This window comes from Pantoea sp. Ap-967 (assembly GCF_011752565.1).
GTDB lineage: Bacteria > Pseudomonadota > Gammaproteobacteria > Pseudomonadales > Pseudomonadaceae > Aquipseudomonas.
Genome location: NZ_VWXK01000023.1, coordinates 40,209 through 59,036 on the forward strand (window position 1 = coordinate 40,209; position 18,828 = coordinate 59,036).

The window sequence follows — 18,828 nt, forward strand, 5'->3', positions numbered from 1 at the left end:
CGACAACAGGTAACATCGCCGCCCCCGAAACACTCTGGCATACCCCTCCGTGGCGGACGACAAACTCCAGCTCTACCTGGCCCACCGGGCGGCATTGCTCGACTATGCCGCGCCGATCGTCGGCTGCCGCGCCCGTGCCGAGGACGTGGTGCAGGAAGCCTGGCTGCGCTTCAGCCGCCAGCAGGACGATGCCGACATCCGCCACCCGGCCAGCTACCTGTACCGCATCGTGCGTAACCTGGCCCTGGACCAAACCCGCCGCAGCGCCACGGAAAAAGCCCAGCCCGGTGGCGACGAGATCCTCGCCGAACTGCCTTCGAGCAGTGCATCGCCCGAGCAGGCCGTCACCCAGCAGAACGAACTGTTCGCCATCAGCCGTGCCCTGGAAGAACTGCCGCAGCGCACCCGCGTGGCGTTCGAGATGCATCGCCTGGGCGGCCATACCCTGCAGGAGGTGGCCACCCACCTGAACGTGTCGGTCAGCCTGGTGCACCAATTGGTGCGCGACGCCCTAAGCCACTGCATGGCGCGCCTGGAGGACGACTTGTGAAAAACCACCAGGCTGCCGCGTCTTTTGCCCAGTGGGGCCGCTCTGTGCGACCCTTCGCGGCCATTCGCACTCCAAGCCCCCAGGAGCCTTGCCCGACATGACGTCAGCAGACCTCACATCCAGCCGCCGCGAGCAGGCCCTGGACTGGCTCCTGCGCCTGCAGCAGGCGCCCCTCGATTCGCCCCTGCACAGCGCGTTCGAACAGTGGTGCGCCAGTGACCCGGCCAACGCCGAGGCTTACCGCAAGGCGCACAAGTTATGGCAACTGACCGGCCAGCTGGCGCCCACCACCACCGAGCACTGGCCCAAGGCCCAGGTGCTGCCGATGCCTGCCCGGCGCAACCGCCGCTGGTGGCTGGGCGCTGCCGTGGCGGCCTGCTTGCTAGTGGCCGTGGCGCCATCCCTGAGCCTGCGCCTGCAGGCCGACTACCGCACGGCCCAGGGTGAAACCCGCGACATCACCCTGGCCGATGGCAGCGTGGTGCAGATGGACAGCGACAGCGCCATCGCGGTGGACTACTCGGGCAATCATCGGGACGTGAAGTTGCTTGCCGGGCAGGCCTTCTTCGAGGTGGCGCCCAACAAAGCCAAGCCGTTCCACGTGCGTGCCGATGCCGTCAAGGTGACGGTGACGGGCACGGCGTTCAACGTCGAGCTGCGCCCGGGCCGGGTAGGGGTGGATGTGCAGCATGGCTCGGTGCGGGTCGAGGACAGCGCCGATGGGCATGTGCTTTCCGATGCGCTCACTGCCGGTGAACGGTTGCGCTATGTCGATGGCCTTGTTCAGGTGAAGACCTTCGTGCCGTCCCAGGCGGCGGCCTGGCGCCAGGGGCAATTGATTGCCGATGACCAGCGCGTGGCAGAGCTGGTGCAGGCGCTGGCGCGCTACCTGCCGGGCAAGGTGGTGCTGCGCGACGAGGCGCTGGGCGAGAAGCGGGTGACCGGGGTGTATGACCTGCGCAAGCCTGAGGCGGCCCTGCGCGCGGTGATTCGGCCGCATGGGGGGGAGGTGCGTAGCTATGGGCCTTGGTTGCTGGTGCTGGGTTCGCCTTGAGACATGTTGCGCCGGTGAGATCGAGCGCCGCCCGCGCGGCGCTTCGCGAGCTGCGCTCGCTCCTACGTTTGTTTCGGGCCAATGTTCATGTGGCCATCGCGCGCGACCCCAACCCTTTCCCCTCGCAAAAATAATTTCACAATTTTCTGAAAAATCCCCGAACTGCCCCGTCTTCTTCCCCGCGCGCAACAACTGATATCGATTCGTATTCTATTTTGCACCCCGGCGACTGCCCGGGGCGGGGATGTGGCATGACTCAAACAACAAGCCGGAAGCCGCGCAGCGCGCGGGGTTGGTCGTTGCGCCTGAAAAACGTGGCAGGGGCTGGGGTGCTCGGCATGTGCAGCGCCCTGATTGCCTTGCCTGCCAATGCCGAAGCACCTGCAAGGCCCGACGCAGAACTGGCCCAGGTACACCCCTTCGACATCCCGGCGCAAAAACTGGCCATCGCCCTGATCACCTTTGGCCAGCAAAGCGGCCTGCAGGTGACCGTGGATCCCGACCTGCTCGAAGGCCTGCGCAGCGCCCCGGTCCATGGCCAGCTGAGCAGCGAGGCGGCCTTGGCCGAGCTGCTGCTGGGCACCGGCATCACCTGGGACTACGCCTACGGCGCGCTGATGTTTCGCCTGCTGCATGCCGACGCCGGCGCGGTCGAGCTGCACAACACCATGATCCTAGGCGACACCGAGGAAAACAGCTTCATGGGCGCCACGGTCATCGACCGCAAGGCCATCCAGGCGTTTCCCGGTGCCAACGGCGACATCACCACCCTGCTGCAGATGCACCCCAACGTGCAGTTCAGCAGCGACCAGAAAAGCTCCAGCACCCCCGGTGAAATCGACCCGGCCGATATCAGCATCAACGGCGCCAAGTTCTACCAGAACAGCTTCATGATCGACGGCATCTCGATCAACAACGACCTCGACCCAGGCTCCCACAGCTACAACGACACCCGCCAGTTCGACTCCACGCCCAGCCGTGCCCACGGCATCGCCCTGGACGCCGACCTGCTCGAAGAGATCAAGGTCTACGACAGCAACGTGCCGGTGGAATACGGCGGCTTCAACGGCGGCGTGGTCGACGCCATCACCCGCCGCCCCAGCCAGGACCTGCACGGCAAAGTCTCCTACGCAATGAGCCGTTCGGAGTGGACCCGCTACCACATCAGTGGCGAAGACAAGGAAAGCTTCAAGAACTCCACCAGCGAGCAGAGCCAGCCCGAGTTCAAGAAGACCACCGTGCGTGGCACCCTCGAAGGGCATTTCAACGAAGACTTCGGCGCCTTGCTCAACTTCTCGCAGAAGCGCTCCTACCTGCCGCTGCGCACCCACACCAACGGCTACAACAGCCCCAACAGCGACAACGAGCAGGAGCAGACCCGCGCCCTCGACAACTTTCTGCTCAAAACCTACTGGAACATCAACGATCGCCTGACCCTGGACACCTCGATCGTCTATGCGCCGCAGGAAAACACCTACTTCCGTGAAGACAGCGCCAATTCCAGCTTCACCAACATCAACGGCGGCTGGCAGGCCTCGCTGAAAACCACCTACGAAGGCGACAGCGCCCGCTGGACCCAGCAACTGGCGGTGACCGACCTGTACGCCTCGCGCGATTCCGAAAGCGACGAGTTCTACAACTGGTACTGGTCCACCAGCAAAGACTGGGGCAACCCCGAAACCACCAACTCACGCAGCCAGCAGGGCGGCTACGGCAGCCTGTACCAGACCCAGCGCGGCCTTGACTACAAGCTCAAGGCCGACTGGCAAACCTTCGACCTCGGCGCTACCCGGCATACCCTGAGCACCGGCCTGGAACTGGGCTACCAGCGTGCCACCTGGGAGCGCGAGGACGATGCCCTGGCGGTCACTGCCTTTACGCGCGACAACGGCACCTCCTGTGGCAGCGACAGCACCTGCTCCATCGGGGCCCTGCTCAACGGCAGCCGCCGCCAGTACGGCAATGCCATGATGGTGTATGGCGCCGGCCGCGTTGAGCTGGAGCAGAAGAAGTACGCCCTGTTCGTTCAGGACGAGATTGGCTATGGCAACCTCACCCTGCGCCCGGGCCTGCGCTTCGAAGGCGACGACTACATGCAGAAGAAGAGCCTGGCGCCGCGTTTGGCCGGTGACTACGACTTCTTCGGCGACCGCAGCACCGTGCTGGTGTTCGGCGCCAACCGCTATTACGGGCGCAACCTGTTCAAGTACCGCCTGGCCGATGGCCGCCAGGCCTTCACCTCGCGTTACACCCGCAAGGCCCAGACCGACGCCTGGACGCTGGCCAGCACCAACAGCAACCTCAGCCAGTTCCGCAGCATGGACATCCCCTACGATGACGAGCTGATGCTGGGCCTGAACCAGCGCTGGCTGAACACCGACTTCCAGCTCAAGTACATCAACCGCAAGGGCCACGACCAAATCTACCGTACCCGGCCCTATTACAACCTCGACGAGAAAGACATCCCCACCGGCTACAGCAAGGACTACTACGTCTACCTCAACGCCGGCACCAGCGAAACCGAGAACGTCAGCCTGACCGTGACGCCCCTGCAACCGCTGCGATTCAAGGGCACCACCACCAGCGTGCAGCTGGCGCTGGACTGGTCGCGCAGCAAGGGCGCCCATGGCGCGACCTACGAAGCAGGGGTAGACCGCGAGGAGCTGGACAACGAGCCGGTGGTGTTCGACGGCAAGCTGGTGCCCTACGAGGAGCTGCCGGCCAGCGATTTCAACCGGCCCTGGACCGCGCGCCTGGTGACCATCACCGACATCCCCCAGTGGAACCTGTCGGTGAGCAACTTCCTGCGCTACCGCGGCCCCTACGACCAGGTGGTGAAGGTCAGCCCCGACGCCGAGGTCGACGGCAAAACCTACAGCCGCTACGAAACCGTTGCCACCGCCGCGGCCCCCACCTGGGACCTGCGCCTGGCCTGGGACATCCCCACCGGCAAGGACCAGGCGTTCTTCGTCAACCTCGACGTCACCAACGTCACCGACCAGGTCAACAAGATCGCCAGCCGCACCTCTACCACCGTGGTCAGCTACGAAGTTGGCCGCCAGTACTGGCTGGAAATCGGCTACCGCTTCTGACCCCATAAAAAAACCGTGGATAACCTGATGAACAAGCTCATCGCGGGCCTGCTCGGCCCGCTGCTGCTCGGCGCGTGCGCCGCCGTGCCCGAACCTGACGCGCCGCTGCCCTGGGATGCCCAGGTGGTGCAGGGCCAGTTGGCCAACGGCCTGGCCTACCGCCTGGTGCGGGAAACCTCGCAGCCGGGCCGGCTGGACCTGCGCCTGACCGTGCAGGCCGGTTCCGTGGACGAAACCGACGACCAGGTCGGCGTCGCCCACATGGTCGAACACCTGGCCTTCCACAGCCGCGCCGGCGGCGATCAGCAACTGCGCCAGCGCATGACCGGCCTGGGCTGGGTGCAGGGCCGCCACTTCAATGCGGTGACCAACTACGAGCGTACCCAGTACCTGATCGGCCCGCCCGCCGGCGTGCGCCAGGCGCCCCAGGCCCTGCAGGCGTTGGCCGACCTGGCCTTCGCCCGCGACTACAACGCCCAGGACCTGGAGCGCGAGCGGCCGATCGTGATCGAGGAATGGCGCGGCGGCCTGGGTGTGGCGCAGCGCATGAATGAACAACGCACCGCCTCCCAGCGCACCGGCTCGCGCTACCCCGGCCACCGCACCATCGGCAACGAGGCGGCGATTCGCTCGGCCAGTCTGGCCAGCCTGCAGGCCTTCCAGGGCCGCTGGTACCTGCCGAACAACATGGTGCTGTCGGCGGTGGGCGACTTCGACCCCAAGGTGATGCTGGCGCAGATCGAGCAGGCCTTCGGTTCGGCCAAGCCCGGCAAGCTCCCCAGCCGTGAGCAGCGTGAGCTGCCGCTGGACGACACGCTCAAGGTGTTCCGCCTGCAGGACACCCAGTCGGGCAGCAACCAGGTGGCGATGCTGTTTCGTTCCCACGAACCGGACAGCCGCGGCACCACCCGTGCCGCCCTGCGCGAGCGGCTGATCGACCGCATGGCCCTGGCTGCGATGCTCGACAGCTTGCGCCGCCAGCCGCGCGAGCCAGGGGTGCGCAGCCTGATCGTGCAGAAAACTTTGATTGGCGAACACTCGGCGGTACTCGGCATCGCCGCCGCCGTCGAAGGCCAGGCCCACGCCCAGGCGCTGCAGCAGTTGCTGACCGAGATCGAACGGCTGCGCCAGCACGGCTTCAGCGAGGCGGACCTGCAGCGCGAGCGTGAGCGAATCCGCAGGCTCGGTGACAAGACCCTGGCCAATACAGCGCCGCGCACCTTCGAGCAGTGGGTCGAACAACTGAACAACGCGGCGGTGCAGGGCAATGCGGTCACCGAGCGCCAGGCCATCGCCGAGCGCTACCTCGACGTGCTGGGCAGCATCAGCCGCAGCGACCTGGATGCCCGCATGCGCCGCTGGCTGGCCAGCCCCGACCGGGTGCTGCAAGTCAGTGCCCCGGGCAATACCGAGGTGACGCTGCCAAGCGTTGCCCAGGTGCAGGCGCTGCAGGCCGAGCTGGCCGGCCGTGCCCTCGGCGCCCCGGCCCAGCAGGCGCCGGTTGCCGCCGCGCGGCCCAAGGTAGTGATGCCGCCACTGGCGGCAGCGGCCGATATCACCGGGCGCCAGGTTTTCCCTGAACAGCAGGTGGAGCACTGGCAATTGAGCAACGGTGATCGCCTGGTCTGGCTCAAGCGCAATGGCCCGGAAGGCCAGTGGTTGCTGCAGGCGGAATCCTCTGCTGGCTACCAGCAGCAGGGCGCACCGGCCTGGCGCCTGCAGATGGCTGCCCAACTGGCGCTGCTTAGCCCGTCACCGGGCATGGACCCACAAGCCTTGGCCGACTGGCGCCAGCAGCAACGCGCCACGCTCAGCCTCGACCACCAGCCGCAACGCCTGCAGCTCAACCTGGCCGCTGCCCCGGAGCAGTTCCTGTTCCTCTTGCAGAGCTACCGGATGAGCCAACGGGTGAGCGTCGACCCTGCCGTGTTCGACGAGGCCCGTGATGAAATGCTGGCGCGCCTGCGCAGCCGCCCGGGCGATGTGCGTGAGCAGCAGGAGCGTGTGCAGCGCACGCTGAAATACGGCGCCGACTACTGGCAGGCCCCGGATATCGCCAGCCTGGAAGGGCTCACGGTTGGCCAGCTGAGTGCCGACTGGCGGCGCCTGTCTGGCGCCCCGGTCACCTACTACCTGATGGCCGACATCACCCCGCAGCAGCTTGAACCCCTGGTGCGCCAGGCGCTGGCGACCATTCCTCGGCAGCAGGCCGTGGCTAGCCAGCCGGCCTTGCAGCAGCCGGGCCAGCGCCGCGAAGACCTGGCCATTGCCCTGGAACCGCGTGCGGTCCTGCAGGCCAGCAGCTTCCAACCCCATGCCTGGAGCCCGGAGGCGGCGGCGCGGGTATCGCTGCTGCGCGACCTGGCCAATCAACGCCTGAAAGCCCAGTTGCGGGGCGAGGCGTCGGGTGTCTACCGCCTGCGCTTCGACACCGAGCTCAATGCCGACACCCAGCGCATCGAAAGCAGCCTGAGCTTTACCTGCGACCCGGCGCGAGTCGATGAGCTGTGGGCCATGGCCCAGAAGACCCTGGCCAACCTGCAGCCCGATGCCCACTGGCTGGTGGCCGAGCGCGCCGAGTTCCTGCGCCAGGAAGGCAAGCGCCGCGACGACCCGCAAACCCAGTTCAAGCGCCTGGTCCTCAGCGACCGCCATTGGCACGACCCGCGCTACCTGCAAACCCAAGCCCTGCTGCCCGAGGCCCTGACCCTGCCTGAACTGCAGCAGCAGGCCCTTGAGCTGTTCCCACGTGGCAATCAGGTGCAACTGCGCCTGCTGCCGTCGCCAACCGCCCTGGAGCAGGCGCTGTGAAGGCCTTGCGCGCGTTCTACCGGCTCAGCCGCCCATTCTGGGCCAGCCGCCAGCAATGGCCGGCCTGGCTGATGCTGGCGGCGGTGATCGGCCTGGGGCTGTTGGTGGTGCAGATCAACGTGCTGATCAACAGCTGGAGCAAGACCTTCTACGACACCCTGGCGGCGTTCGACACCGGCGGGCTGTATGGCCTGGTCGGCGAGTATGGGCTGTACCTGGGCAGCTACGTGCTGATCGTCGTGGTGATGGACTACCTGCGCAAAGGGCTGGAACTGCGCTGGCGCCAGGCAATGACCGGGCGCCTGACCGATGCCTGGCTGGCCGACCAGGCCTTCTACCGCCTGGGCCTGACTGGCGAGCCGGACAACCCCGACCAGCGGATCGCCCAGGACATCGACCTGATGGTGGGCCTGAGCATCGAGCTGGTGGCGTCGTTGGTCATCAACCTGGCCCAGGTTGGCGCCTTCGTGGTGATCCTGTGGAGCCTGTCGGGCGTGCAGACGTTCAGCCTGTTCGGCGAGACGTTCACGGTGCATGGGTACCTGGTGTGGATCGTGCTGGCCTATACCCTGGTCGGCAGCGTGCTGACCCACCTGATCGGCAAGCCGCTGCACGCCTTGAACTACGAGCGCGAACACCGCGAGGCGGATTTTCGTGCCAGCCTGCTGCGCAAGCGCGACCACGCCGAGCAGATCGCCCTGTACCGCGGCGAGGCGGTGGAACGCGAACAGCTTGCCGGGCGTTTTCGCGCCATCGCCGACAACTGGCGGCAGTTGATGGGGCGTGAGCGCAACCTCAGTTTATTCACGGTTTCCTACGAGCGCTTGAGCCTTATCATTCCGGTGTTCGCCGCCTTGCCGGCGTTCATGGCCAAGGCCATCACCCTGGGTGGGCTGATGCAGATTCGCAGTGCGTTCAACGCGGTGCATGGCTCGCTCAGTTGGTTCATCAAGCTGTACACCAAGCTGGTGCGCTGGAGCGCGGCGCTGCAGCGCCTGGAGCAGTTCGAGCAGGCCATTGCTGCCAGCCGCCAGCAGCTGCTGGCAGCGCCACAGGGGGAATGCCTGTGCACCCAGGGGCTGCGCTTGTGCAAGCCTGATGGCGGCGTGCTGCTCGATGCCCGCGACCTGCGCGTAGGGCCGGGGGAATGGGTGCGCCTGGGCGGGCGCAGCGGGCTGGGCAAGTCGACGCTGCTGCGCACGTTGCAGGGGTTGTGGCCGTATTGCCTGGGTGAATGGCAGTTGCCGCCAGGGCGCAGTTTGTTGCTGCCGCAGAAGCCTTACCTGCCACGCATGAGCTTGCGTGCGCTGTTGGTGTATCCACAGGTTGGCGGGGTGGATGATCGGCTGTTGCAGCAGGCATTGGCGAATGTCGGGCTGGCCGGGCGACTGGATGACGAGCAGGAATGGGAGCGGGTGTTTTCAGGTGGTGAACAGCAGCGTTTGAGCCTGGCGCGGGCGTTGCTGTATCGGCCCGATACCCTGTACCTGGATGAGGCGACCAGCCAGTTGGACCTGGGCAGTGCGCGGGAGTTGCTGGCGATGCTTCGGCGGGAGTTGCCCGGGTGTACGGTGGTGGGGGTGACCCATCAGGAGGGGCTGGTTGGGTTGTTTGACCGGACCATTGAGTTGGAGAAACAGGCGGAGTTTGTGTAAGTCGGTGCCGGCCTCTTCGCGGGGCAAGCCCGCTCCTACAGGTTGTGCACACTTCCTGTAGGAGCGGGCTTGCCCCGCGAAGAGGCCGGAACAGGAGAACTCAGGCGCGCCTGCTGAACTGGGCCAACGCTGGCAGCAGCTGTTTGTCGATGGCCTGGCGCACGGCCGGCAGGATGGTCGCGCTGCCGGTATACATCTGCTCGACCATGCCCTTGAGCGCCCGCGCATTGGGCTCGGTCAACCCGCGCACCACCGCCTCGCAGGCCTGCTCGGCGCTGGCCCCGGCCGGAATGTCGAACCCGCGCGCGCGCAGGTGGCCTGCCAGGTCGTCCTGGTCAATCAAATCCGCATGCATCATGGCTGTTGTCCCTTTTTTCACGACGAGAGAGCTGCTGTTGTTTACGACCGATTCTGTGTCCGCAGCGACAGCCTCGCAAGGGCAGAATGTCGCAATGGCTGGTTTGGCTAAGAACAGGTCGCTCCCGGCTAATTGCACACGCGCCGAAGCCAGCAGACTGCAGCCATTCACGGTCCACGAGGGTTTGGTCACCCTCATTCATGCACAGTGGATGTTGCTCGCTCTTGGCCCCGGATGCTCACGGCTTTCCGGGGCTTTTTTATGGGCACAAGACCCCGGTAGGAGCGAGCGCAGCTCGCGAAGAGGCCCTCAAATCATCCCACCGCCGGCAAACCAATCACCCGCTTGACGTAGGTGGCAGCTGCCAGATCCTGCTGCTGCTCCAACAACTGCCCCAGCAACGCCTGGCTCTGCGCCGAGAACGGCGCCGACTTCGGCCCGGCCAGATCCACATGCAACAGCATCTGCTCACTGGCCGCCAATTCCCCGTCGAACCCGGCGCGGTGCAGGCTGTGGTACACATGCAGGCGCTTGCGATCAAACCCGATGATCTGCGTTTGCACCCACACCTCGCTACCCAGCTTCACCTCGTGCAGGTAATTGATGTGCGCTTCCAGGGTGAACAGCGAATGCCCGCTCTGCCCCCGGCTGTCGGCATCCAGGCCGATGCGCTCCATCAAGGCATCGGTGGCGTAGCTGAAAATCAACAGGTAGAAGGCGTCGCGCAGGTGCCCGTTGTAATCCACCCAGTCCTCCTGGACCTGGGTGCGGTAGGTAATCAGTGCTGGCATCGCGCGCTCCTTAATCGCCAAAGGCCATGCCGTGGTTGGCCTTGCTGGTTTTCACCGCTTCCAGCACGGCCAGCAGGGTGTCGTCACGGTAGCGTTCCAGCGCGGCAATGCTGCGCTCGCCCAGTTGCTGCGCGGTGCCTTCGACCACATCGTCGATCAGCTTGTCGGTCAGCTCTGGCGCTGGCAGGTAGGTCCAGGGCAGTTTCAGCGCAGGGCCGAATTGGGCCATGAAGTGGCGCATGCCGGCGTCGCCCCCGGCCAGGGTGTAGGTGAGGAAGGTGCCCATGAACGACCAGCGCAGGCCCGCGCCGAAGCGGATCGCGTCGTCGATTTCACCGGTGCTGGCTACCCCATCGTTGACCAGGTGCAGGGCTTCGCGCCAAAGCGCTTCGAGCAGGCGGTCGGCGATGAAACCGGGCACTTCCTTGCGCACGTGCAGCGGGCGCATGCCCAGTGCCGTGTAGATGGTCTTCGCCGCTTCGATGGCTTCGGGGGCGGTACGCTGGCCGCCGACGATCTCCACCAGCGGCAGCAGGTACACCGGGTTGAACGGGTGGCCCACCACGCAGCGTTCGGGGTGGGTGGCCGACTCGTAGAACTCGCTGGGCAACAGCCCCGAGGTGCTGGAGCCGATGATCGCGTCGGGCTTGGCGGCCGCGCTGATTTTCGCGTGCAGGTCGAGCTTGAGGTCCAGCCGCTCTGGTGCGCTTTCCTGAATGAAGTCGGCGTCGCGCACGCATTCCTCGATGGTGGCCACGAAGCGCAGGCGCTCTGGCGATGCACCCGGGGCCAGGCCTTGTTTCTGTAGGGCTGGCCAGGCATTGGCAATGCGCTTGCGCAGGGCCTGCTCGGCGCCGGGCGCCGGGTCCCAGGCGATCACGTCCAGGCCGTGGGCCAGGGCGCGGGCAACCCAGCCGCTGCCGATCACGCCGCTACCCAGGGCAGCGAAGGTCTTGATCTTGGTGATGAAGGGCATGTAGGTCTCCTGAGGGGTTCAGCGGCGCTTGAGGTTCATCTTTTCCCGGCCTTCTGCCGGGCTGAGCACGCGGCCACCCATGCGGGTGATGATCTCTGCTGCGCGTTCCACCAACTGGCCGTTGCTGGCCAGCACGCCACGGTCCAGGTACAGGTTGTCTTCCAGGCCCACGCGCACGTTGCCGCCGAGCAGCACGGCCTGGGCGGCCATCGGCATCTGCATGCGGCCGATGCCGAAGCCGGCCCAGGTGACGTTGGCCGGCAGGTTGTCGACCATCGCCTTCATGGTGGTGGTGTCGGCCGGTGCGCCCCACGGGATACCCAGGCACAGCTGGAACAGCGGGTCGTCGAGCAGGCCTTCCTTCATCATTTGCTTGGCGAACCACAGGTGGCCGGTGTCGAAGATTTCCAGCTCGGCCTTCACCCCCAGCTCGGTGATGCGTTTGGCACCGGCGCGCAGCTGCGCCGGGGTGGAGACGTAGATGGCGTTGCCGTCACCGAAGTTGAGGGTGCCGCAGTCCAGGGTGCAGATTTCCGGCAGCAGTGCCTCGACGTGGGCCAGGCGCTCCAGCGGGCCGATCAGGTCGGTGCCGGGGCCGAATTCCATGGGCGACTCGCCCGGGCCGATTTCCAGGTCGCCGCCCATGCCGGCGGTGAGGTTGACGATGATGTCGACGTCGGCTTCGCGGATGCGCTCCATGACTTCGCGGTACAGCGCCACGTCGCGGCTGAAACGGCCGGTTTCGGGGTCGCGGACGTGGCAGTGGACCACAGTGGCGCCGGCCTTGGCGGCTTCCACGGCGGATTCGGCGATCTGTTTCGGGGTGACCGGGACCAGGTGGCTCTTGGCGACCGTGTCGCCAGCGCCGGTGAGGGCGCAGGTGATGATGACGTCGTGGTTCATGGTGTGGTTCCTTGGGTTGTCTGTGCGGGTCCTTTCGCGGGGCAAGCCCGCTCCTACAAGGGATCGAAGATCCCCTGACAAACGCATGACTTGTAGGAGCGGGCTTGCCCCGCGAAAGGGCCGGATCAGTTGGCGCTAAGCTTGAGATTGTCCGCCGCAGGCTTGCCGTCAAAGGTGGTCACACCCTCAAGCCAGCGGGCCTTGTCCTCGGGGTGGTCCTTGAGCCATTGGCGGGCCGAAGCCAGGGCGTCCTTGTGGTCGAGCAGTGGCTGCATCATGCGGCTCTCGTCCTCGGCGCTGAAGGTCAGGTTGGCCAGCAGGCGGTGGGCATTGGGGCACTTTTCGGCGTAATCGGGTGCGGTCACCGTCCACACCGTGGCGCGGCCTTCATCCGGGCCCAGGGCATCCTGGCTATCCCCCAGGTAGGCCATGTCGATGTTGACGTTCATCGGGTGCGGCGCCCAGCCGAAGAACACCACCGCTTCCTTGCGCCGCACGGCGCGGTCGACGGCGGCGAGCATGCCGGCTTCGCTGGACTCCACCAGCTGGAACTTGCCCAGGCCGAACTGGTTCTTGCTGATCATCGCCTTGATCTGGGTATTGGCACCCGAGCCAGGTTCGATGCCGTAGAGCTTGCCGCCCAGTTCCTTCTCGAACTTATGGATATCGGCGAAGGTCTTCAGGCCCTTGTCGTACAGGTACTTGGGCACGGCGAGGGTGGCGCGGGCGTCTTCCAGGCTGGGTTTGTCCAGCACCTTGACCTGCTTGGCGTCGATGAACGGGGTGATGGTCTGGGTCATGATCGGGTTCCAGTAACCCAGGAACATGTCCAGGCGCTTGTCGCGAATGCCGGCGAAGATGATCTGCTGCGAGGCGCTGGTCTGCTTGGTCTGGTAGCCCAGGCCGTCGAGCAGTACCTGGGCCATGGCGCTGGTGGCGATGACGTCGGTCCAGTTGACCACGCCCAGGCGCACGTTCTTGCAGGTGGCAGGCTCGGCGGCGAATAGCGGGGTGGCGACCATGCAGGTCACGGCAAGGGACAACAGGCTGCGGCGGATCAAGCGGGACATGGTGGCTCTCCATCGGCAGAACATTTTTATGGGGCCGGCCTCTTTGGGCCGTGTGAACACGCTACGCTGCTGCCAGGGCAGAAATTCGCACCCTGGCGACCAACATTTGCACGGTGGCGACCACCTTCAGCCGTGGAGCACGCAATGCCGCAATTGATTCATTTCCTACTGTTGCCGGGGTTCTCGGCGATGGGCTTCATCAGCGCCCTGGAACCGCTGCGGGTAGCCAACCGCTTCAAGGGGCCGTCGTACCAGTGGCGCGTGCTGAGCCTGGATGGCGGCGCGGTGCAGGCCAGCAATGGCATGTCGGTGAATGCCGATGGCGCCTTGGGGGAGGGGGAGCCTGGGGGGATCTTGCTGATCGTCGCCGGCTTCGAGCCGCTGGCCTGCTATGGGCCGCCGTTGCAGCAGGCCTTGCGCCGGCTTGACCATGACGGCGTGATTCTGGGCGGCATCGATACCGGCCCGGTGGTGTTGGCTGAAGCCGGCCTGCTCGACGGTTATCGTGCAACCCTGCACTGGGAAGCGTTGGACGCCTTCAAGGAGCGCTACCCGCGCCTGCAGGTCACCCAGGAGCTGTTCGAAATCGACCGCCGGCGCATCACCTGTGCCGGGGGCACTGCCTCGATCGACCTGATGCTCGACTTGATCGGCCAGGCCCACGGCAGTGAATTGGCGGTGCAGGTGTCCGAGCAGTTCGTGCTCGGGCGCATTCGCCCACGCCAGGATCACCAGCGCATGCAGATTGCCAGCCGGTACGGGCTGAGCAACAAGAAGTTGGTGAAGGTGATTGGCGAGATGGAGCGCAACGTCGAACAACCGCTCAATACCCAGCTGCTGGCAGAAGCGGTGCAGGTGACCCGGCGGCAGTTGGAGCGTTTGTTCAGGCTGCATCTGGACGACACGCCCAGTGGCTTCTACCTGCGGATTCGGTTGGACAAGGCGCGCCAGCTATTGCGCCAGACCGACATGAGCGTGCTGGAAGTGGCCGTGGCGTGCGGGTTCGAGTCGGCTTCGTATTTTACCCGGTGTTATCGGGCGCGGTTTCAGCGATGCCCGCGGGAGGACAGGTTGGCTCGGGCGATCTGATGATTGCCTGTGCCGGCCCTTTCGCGGGCTTGCCCGCGAAGAGGCCAGTGCAGGCTTACTGCTGGCCGATGGACTGCAGATACTCCGAACGGTCATCACTACGCTGCGCCACGCAGGTATCCCATGCCGCCTGCAACGCCTTACTGCCGGCCTTCTCGGCATAGGTTTCGACCTTGCAGTCGGCATCGCGCAGTTGCGTCCACAGCTTCTCGGCCGCCTCCATGCGCCCGACCAGGGCCTTGGCGTTGTCGCCATCATCGGCGTGCTGGTCACGAATGCGCTGGATCAGGTCATCATACGCCGACTTCAATTCACGCTCGGCGGTCTGTTTGTTGAACGCCGCGCAGGCGAAAGTCTGCTGGTCGCTCTCGACGTTGTCGCACGGCGTGCTTTCTTCCTCGCCGGCGTGAGCGCCGGTCACCACGGCCAGCAACACCAGCCATGCCATCGATCTCATCCGTTTTCTCCTTAACAGGCTGACGAATCGGCAGGATTCTCGCTCAGCCGCCGAGAAGACGATAGCTCTCTGACGAAATGTTCATCAAACAGCTACGCATGTCGTTATCGCGACTGTCTCGCATCCCCAGGCGCCGTGCCAGAGGGTGCGATGTCGCGCATTGACGCTTTCGGCAAACCCCCTGTCGTTTTTGCATCGGGGCGCCTTTGGGCACAGGCATATGCTGGCCCCAAAGCGCCGGCACAAGGTTCGGCGAGCCCAACTGAATAAAAGGGGACAGCCTGATGAGCCCAGCCGAACTTCACGCCGACAGCATCGTCATCGACGGCCTGATCATTGCCAAATGGAACCGCGAGCTGTTCGAGGACATGCGCAAGGGCGGGCTGACTGCGGCCAACTGCACCGTGTCGGTGTGGGAAGGGTTCAAGGCCACCGTCGACCAGATCGCCGCCAGCCAGAAGCTGATTCGCGACAACAGCGACCTGGTGATGCCGGTGCGCACCACCGCCGACATCCGCAAGGCCAAGGAGCTGGGCAAAACCGGCATCCTCTTCGGCTTCCAGAACGCCCACGCCTTCGAAGACCAGATTGCCTATGTAGACGTGTTCAAGCAGCTGGGCGTGGGCATCGTGCAGATGTGCTACAACACCCAGAACCTGGTGGGCACCGGTTGCTACGAGCGTGATGGCGGGCTGTCGGGCTTTGGCCGCGAGATCGTGGCGGAAATGAACCGCGTCGGCATCATGTGCGACCTGTCCCACGTCGGTTCGAAAACCTCCGAGGAAGTCATCCTCGAATCGAAAAAACCGGTCTGCTACTCCCACTGCCTGCCGTCGGGCTTGAAAGAACACCCGCGCAACAAGTCGGACGAAGAACTGAAGTTCATTGCCGACCACGGTGGCTTCGTTGGCGTGACCATGTTCGCGCCGTTCCTGGCCAAGGGCATCGACTCGACCATCGACGACTACGCCGAGGCCATCGAGTACACCATGAACATCGTCGGTGAAGACGCCATCGGTATCGGTACCGACTTCACCCAGGGCCACGGCCAGGACTTCTTCGAGTACCTGACCCACGACAAGGGCTACGCCCGCCGCCTGACCAACTTCGGCAAGATCATCAACCCGCTGGGCATTCGTACCGTCGGCGAATTCCCCAACCTCACCGAGACCCTGCTCAAGCGCGGCCATTCCGAGCGCGTGGTACGCAAGATCATGGGTGAGAACTGGGTCAACGTCCTCAAGGACGTCTGGGGCGAGTAAGCCGCTCTCCAAGCCTGATAGCCCCAGCCAGCAACGCCGGGGCACCCACATAAAAATTTTATGGAGTTGAGTTTCCATGGCCAAGATCGCCCCGCAATTGCCAATCGAAGTCGACAGCGAAACCGGTGTCTGGACCAGCGACGCCCTGCCGATGCTGTACGTGCCGCGCCATTTCTTCGTCAACAACCACATCGGTATCGAGGAAGTGCTGGGCGCCGACGCCTACGCCGAAATCCTCTACAAGGCCGGCTACAAGTCCGCCTGGCACTGGTGCGAGAAGGAAGCCGAATGCCATGGCCTGGAAGGCGTGGCGGTGTTCGAGCACTACATGAAGCGCCTGAGCCAACGCGGCTGGGGCCTGTTCGAAATCCAGGACATCGACCTGGATAAAGGCACCTGCAGCGTCAAGCTCAAGCACTCGGCCTTCGTGTACGTGTACGGCAAGTGCGGGCGCAAGGTCGACTACATGTTCACCGGCTGGTTCGCCGGTGCCATGGACCAGATTCTCGCTGCCCGCGGCAGCTCGATCCGCACCGTGGCCGAACAGGTGTACGGCGGATCGGAAGAAGGCCACGAAGATGGCCTGTTCGTTACAAAGCCGTTGTAAGCCGGAGAAAGCGTCATGGCATTCGAAGCAATGTTCCAGCCGATCCAGATCGGCAAACTGACCATCCGCAACCGTGTGCTCAGTACCGCGCACGCCGAGGTCTACGCCACTGACGGCGGCATGACCACCGACCGCTATGTGAAGTATTACGAAGAGAAGGCCAAGGGCGGCATCGGCATGGCGATCTGCGGCGGCTCGTCGGTGGTGGCCATCGACAGCCCGCAGGAGTGGTGGTCGTCGGTCAACCTGTCGACCGACCGCATCATCCCGCACTTCCAGAACCTGGCCGACGCCATGCACAAGCATGGCGCCAAGATCATGATCCAGATTACCCACATGGGCCGCCGCTCGCGCTGGGACGGCTTCAACTGGCCAACCCTGATGTCGCCCTCGGGCATTCGCGAACCGGTACACCGCGCCACCTGCAAAACCATCGAGGTGGAAGAGATCTGGCGGGTGATCGGCAACTACGCGCAAGCCGCGCGCCGGGCCAAGGAAGGTGGCCTGGACGGCGTGGAACTGTCGGCCGTGCACCAGCACATGATCGACCAGTTCTGGAGCCCGCGGGTCAACAAGCGTACCGACGAATGGGGCGGCAGCTTCGAAGGCCGCATGAAGTTCGGCCTGGAAGTGCTCAAGGCGGTGCGCGCCGAAGTGGGCGACGACTTCTGCGTGGGCATGCGTATCTGCGGTGACGAGTTCCACCCCGATGGCCTCAGCCACGAGGACATGAAGCAGATCGCCGCCTACTACGACGCCACCGGCATGATCGACTTCATCGGCGTGGTCGGCTCGGGCTGCGACACCCACAACACCCTGGCCAACGTCATCCCCAACATGAGCTACCCGCCGGAGCCGTTCCTGCACCTGGCGGCTGGCATCAAGGAAGTGGTCAAGGTTCCGGTGCTGCACGCGCAGAACATCAAGGACCCGAACCAGGCCACGCGCATTCTCGAAGGCGGCTACGTGGACATGGTCGGCATGACCCGCGCCCACATCGCCGACCCGCACCTGATCGCCAAGATCAAGATGGGCCAGGTTGACCAGATCAAGCAGTGCGTCGGTGCCAACTACTGCATCGACCGCCAGTACCAGGGCCTGGATGTGCTGTGCATCCAGAACGCCGCCACCTCCCGTGAATACATGGGCGTGCCGCACATCATCGAGAAAACCACCGGGCCCAAGCGCAAGGTGGTGATCGTGGGGGCTGGCCCAGCCGGCATGGAAGCGGCCCGGGTGGCTGCCGAACGTGGCCATGACGTGACCGTGTTCGAGAAGAAGGAACAGATTGGCGGGCAGATCACCATCGCCGCCAAGGCACCGCAGCGCGACCAGATTGCCGGTATCACCCGCTGGTACCAGCTGGAGTTCGCCCGCCTGAAGATCGACCTGCGCCTGGGCACGGCCGCCGACGTGGCAACCATCCAGGACCTGCGCCCGGACATCATCGTGCTGGCCGTGGGTGGGCATTCGTTCCTTGAGCAGAACGAGCACTGGGGCGCCGCCGAAGGGCTGGTGGTCAGCAGCTGGGACGTGCTCGACGGCAAGGTGGCACCGGGCAAGAACGTGCTGGTGTACGACACCATCTGCGAGTTCACCGGCATGTCGGTGGCCGACTTCATTGCCGACAAGGGCAGCCAGGTGGAGATCGTCACCGACGACATCAAGCCGGGCGTGGCCATGGGCGGCACCACCTTCCCCACCTACTACCGCAGCATGTACCCCAAGGAAGTGATCATGACCGGCGACATGATGCTGGAAAAGGTCTACCGCGAGGGCGACAAGCTGGTGGCGGTGCTGGAGAACGAATACACCGGTGCCAAGGAAGAGCGCGTGGTCGACCAGGTGGTGGTGGAGAACGGCGTGCGCCCGGACGAGCAGCTGTACTACGCGCTCAAGGACGGCTCGCGCAACAAGGGCCAGATCGACGTGGAGGCGCTGTTCGCCATCAAGCCACAGCCGATCCTCAGCCAGCCGGGCGAGGGCTACCTGCTGTACCGCATCGGCGACTGCGTGGCCCAGCGTAACGTGCATGCGGCGATCTACGACGCCTTGCGCCTGTGCAAGGACTTCTGATCGCCCCGTCTTTGTAGAGGCGGGACAGGCCCCCCTGTAGGAGCGAGCGAAGCTCGCGATGGCGTAGGCCCTGGCAA

The 18,828-nt window shown here is 64.9% G+C and carries 15 protein-coding genes; 9 read left to right on the plus strand and 6 right to left on the minus strand.

Annotated elements, in window-relative coordinates:
- Positions 1-49: 49 nt before the first annotated feature.
- The 5 genes from F3J45_RS21390 to F3J45_RS21410 all read left to right on the plus strand — a co-directional run bounded on the left by F3J45_RS21390 (position 50) and on the right by F3J45_RS21410 (position 9,162).
- Complete coding sequence (locus F3J45_RS21390; RefSeq protein WP_167067491.1) at positions 50-550, plus strand: sigma-70 family RNA polymerase sigma factor; 501 nt, start codon at positions 50-52, stop codon at positions 548-550.
- A 97-nt stretch (positions 551-647) separates the two neighbouring features.
- Positions 648-1,604, plus strand: a complete 957-nt coding sequence (locus tag F3J45_RS21395; protein WP_167067493.1) for a FecR family protein — start codon at positions 648-650, stop codon at positions 1,602-1,604.
- Positions 1,605-1,855: 251 nt separating this feature from the next.
- Positions 1,856-4,696, plus strand: a complete 2,841-nt coding sequence (locus F3J45_RS21400; RefSeq protein WP_167067496.1) for a TonB-dependent receptor — start codon at positions 1,856-1,858, stop codon at positions 4,694-4,696.
- Between the two features lie 27 nt (positions 4,697-4,723).
- Positions 4,724-7,507 carry a M16 family metallopeptidase gene (locus F3J45_RS21405; protein WP_167067498.1) on the plus strand — a complete coding sequence of 928 codons (2,784 nt, stop codon included), beginning with the start codon at positions 4,724-4,726 and terminating at the stop codon, positions 7,505-7,507.
- Positions 7,504-9,162, plus strand: coding sequence for an ABC transporter ATP-binding protein/permease (locus F3J45_RS21410; RefSeq protein WP_167067501.1), 1,659 nt, complete (start codon positions 7,504-7,506; stop codon positions 9,160-9,162). The genes F3J45_RS21405 and F3J45_RS21410 overlap by 4 nt, the downstream gene beginning before the upstream one ends.
- A gap of 100 nt (positions 9,163-9,262) precedes the next feature.
- Here the strand turns inward: F3J45_RS21410 and F3J45_RS21415 are convergent, their stop codons facing one another.
- The 5 genes from F3J45_RS21415 to choX form a co-directional block, all read right to left on the minus strand.
- A complete protein-coding gene (locus tag F3J45_RS21415) occupies positions 9,263-9,520 on the minus strand; it encodes a hypothetical protein (RefSeq protein ID WP_159412923.1) in 258 nt (85 codons plus the stop codon).
- A gap of 314 nt (positions 9,521-9,834) precedes the next feature.
- Positions 9,835-10,311: a thioesterase family protein gene (locus F3J45_RS21420; protein ID WP_167067504.1), complete on the minus strand. Its 477-nt coding sequence runs from the start codon at positions 10,309-10,311 to the stop codon at positions 9,835-9,837.
- A 10-nt stretch (positions 10,312-10,321) separates the two neighbouring features.
- Entirely contained in the window at positions 10,322-11,287 is a 966-nt protein-coding gene (locus F3J45_RS21425; protein ID WP_167067507.1) for an L-carnitine dehydrogenase, read from the minus strand.
- A gap of 18 nt (positions 11,288-11,305) precedes the next feature.
- The gene (locus tag F3J45_RS21430) at positions 11,306-12,190 is read right to left on the minus strand and encodes a 3-keto-5-aminohexanoate cleavage protein (RefSeq protein ID WP_084942015.1); all 885 of its coding nucleotides are present in this window, start codon (positions 12,188-12,190) and stop codon (positions 11,306-11,308) included.
- Between the two features lie 125 nt (positions 12,191-12,315).
- Positions 12,316-13,260: a choline ABC transporter substrate-binding protein gene (gene choX, locus F3J45_RS21435; RefSeq protein WP_167067510.1), complete on the minus strand. Its 945-nt coding sequence runs from the start codon at positions 13,258-13,260 to the stop codon at positions 12,316-12,318.
- Positions 13,261-13,404: 144 nt separating this feature from the next.
- Here choX and F3J45_RS21440 point away from each other — a divergent pair, with 144 nt between their 5' ends.
- On the plus strand, positions 13,405-14,349 hold the full coding sequence (locus F3J45_RS21440; RefSeq protein ID WP_167067513.1) for a GlxA family transcriptional regulator: 945 nt from the start codon (positions 13,405-13,407) through the stop codon (positions 14,347-14,349).
- A 55-nt stretch (positions 14,350-14,404) separates the two neighbouring features.
- Here the strand turns inward: F3J45_RS21440 and F3J45_RS21445 are convergent, their stop codons facing one another.
- Positions 14,405-14,806 (minus strand): lysozyme inhibitor LprI family protein, encoded by a 402-nt coding sequence (locus F3J45_RS21445; protein WP_167067516.1) that lies wholly within the window; start codon positions 14,804-14,806, stop codon positions 14,405-14,407.
- 284 nt (positions 14,807-15,090) lie between these two features.
- On the opposite strand from F3J45_RS21445, the gene F3J45_RS21450 reads away from it, so the two are divergent.
- The 3 genes from F3J45_RS21450 to dgcA all read left to right on the plus strand — a co-directional run bounded on the left by F3J45_RS21450 (position 15,091) and on the right by dgcA (position 18,751).
- Positions 15,091-16,068, plus strand: coding sequence for a dipeptidase (locus tag F3J45_RS21450; RefSeq protein ID WP_016497618.1), 978 nt, complete (start codon positions 15,091-15,093; stop codon positions 16,066-16,068).
- 76 nt (positions 16,069-16,144) lie between these two features.
- A complete protein-coding gene (locus F3J45_RS21455; protein WP_054891724.1) occupies positions 16,145-16,675 on the plus strand; it encodes a DUF5943 domain-containing protein in 531 nt (176 codons plus the stop codon).
- Positions 16,676-16,690: 15 nt separating this feature from the next.
- Positions 16,691-18,751, plus strand: a complete 2,061-nt coding sequence (dgcA, locus tag F3J45_RS21460) for a dimethylglycine demethylation protein DgcA (protein ID WP_167067519.1) — start codon at positions 16,691-16,693, stop codon at positions 18,749-18,751.
- The last annotated feature ends 77 nt before the right edge of the window (positions 18,752-18,828 follow it).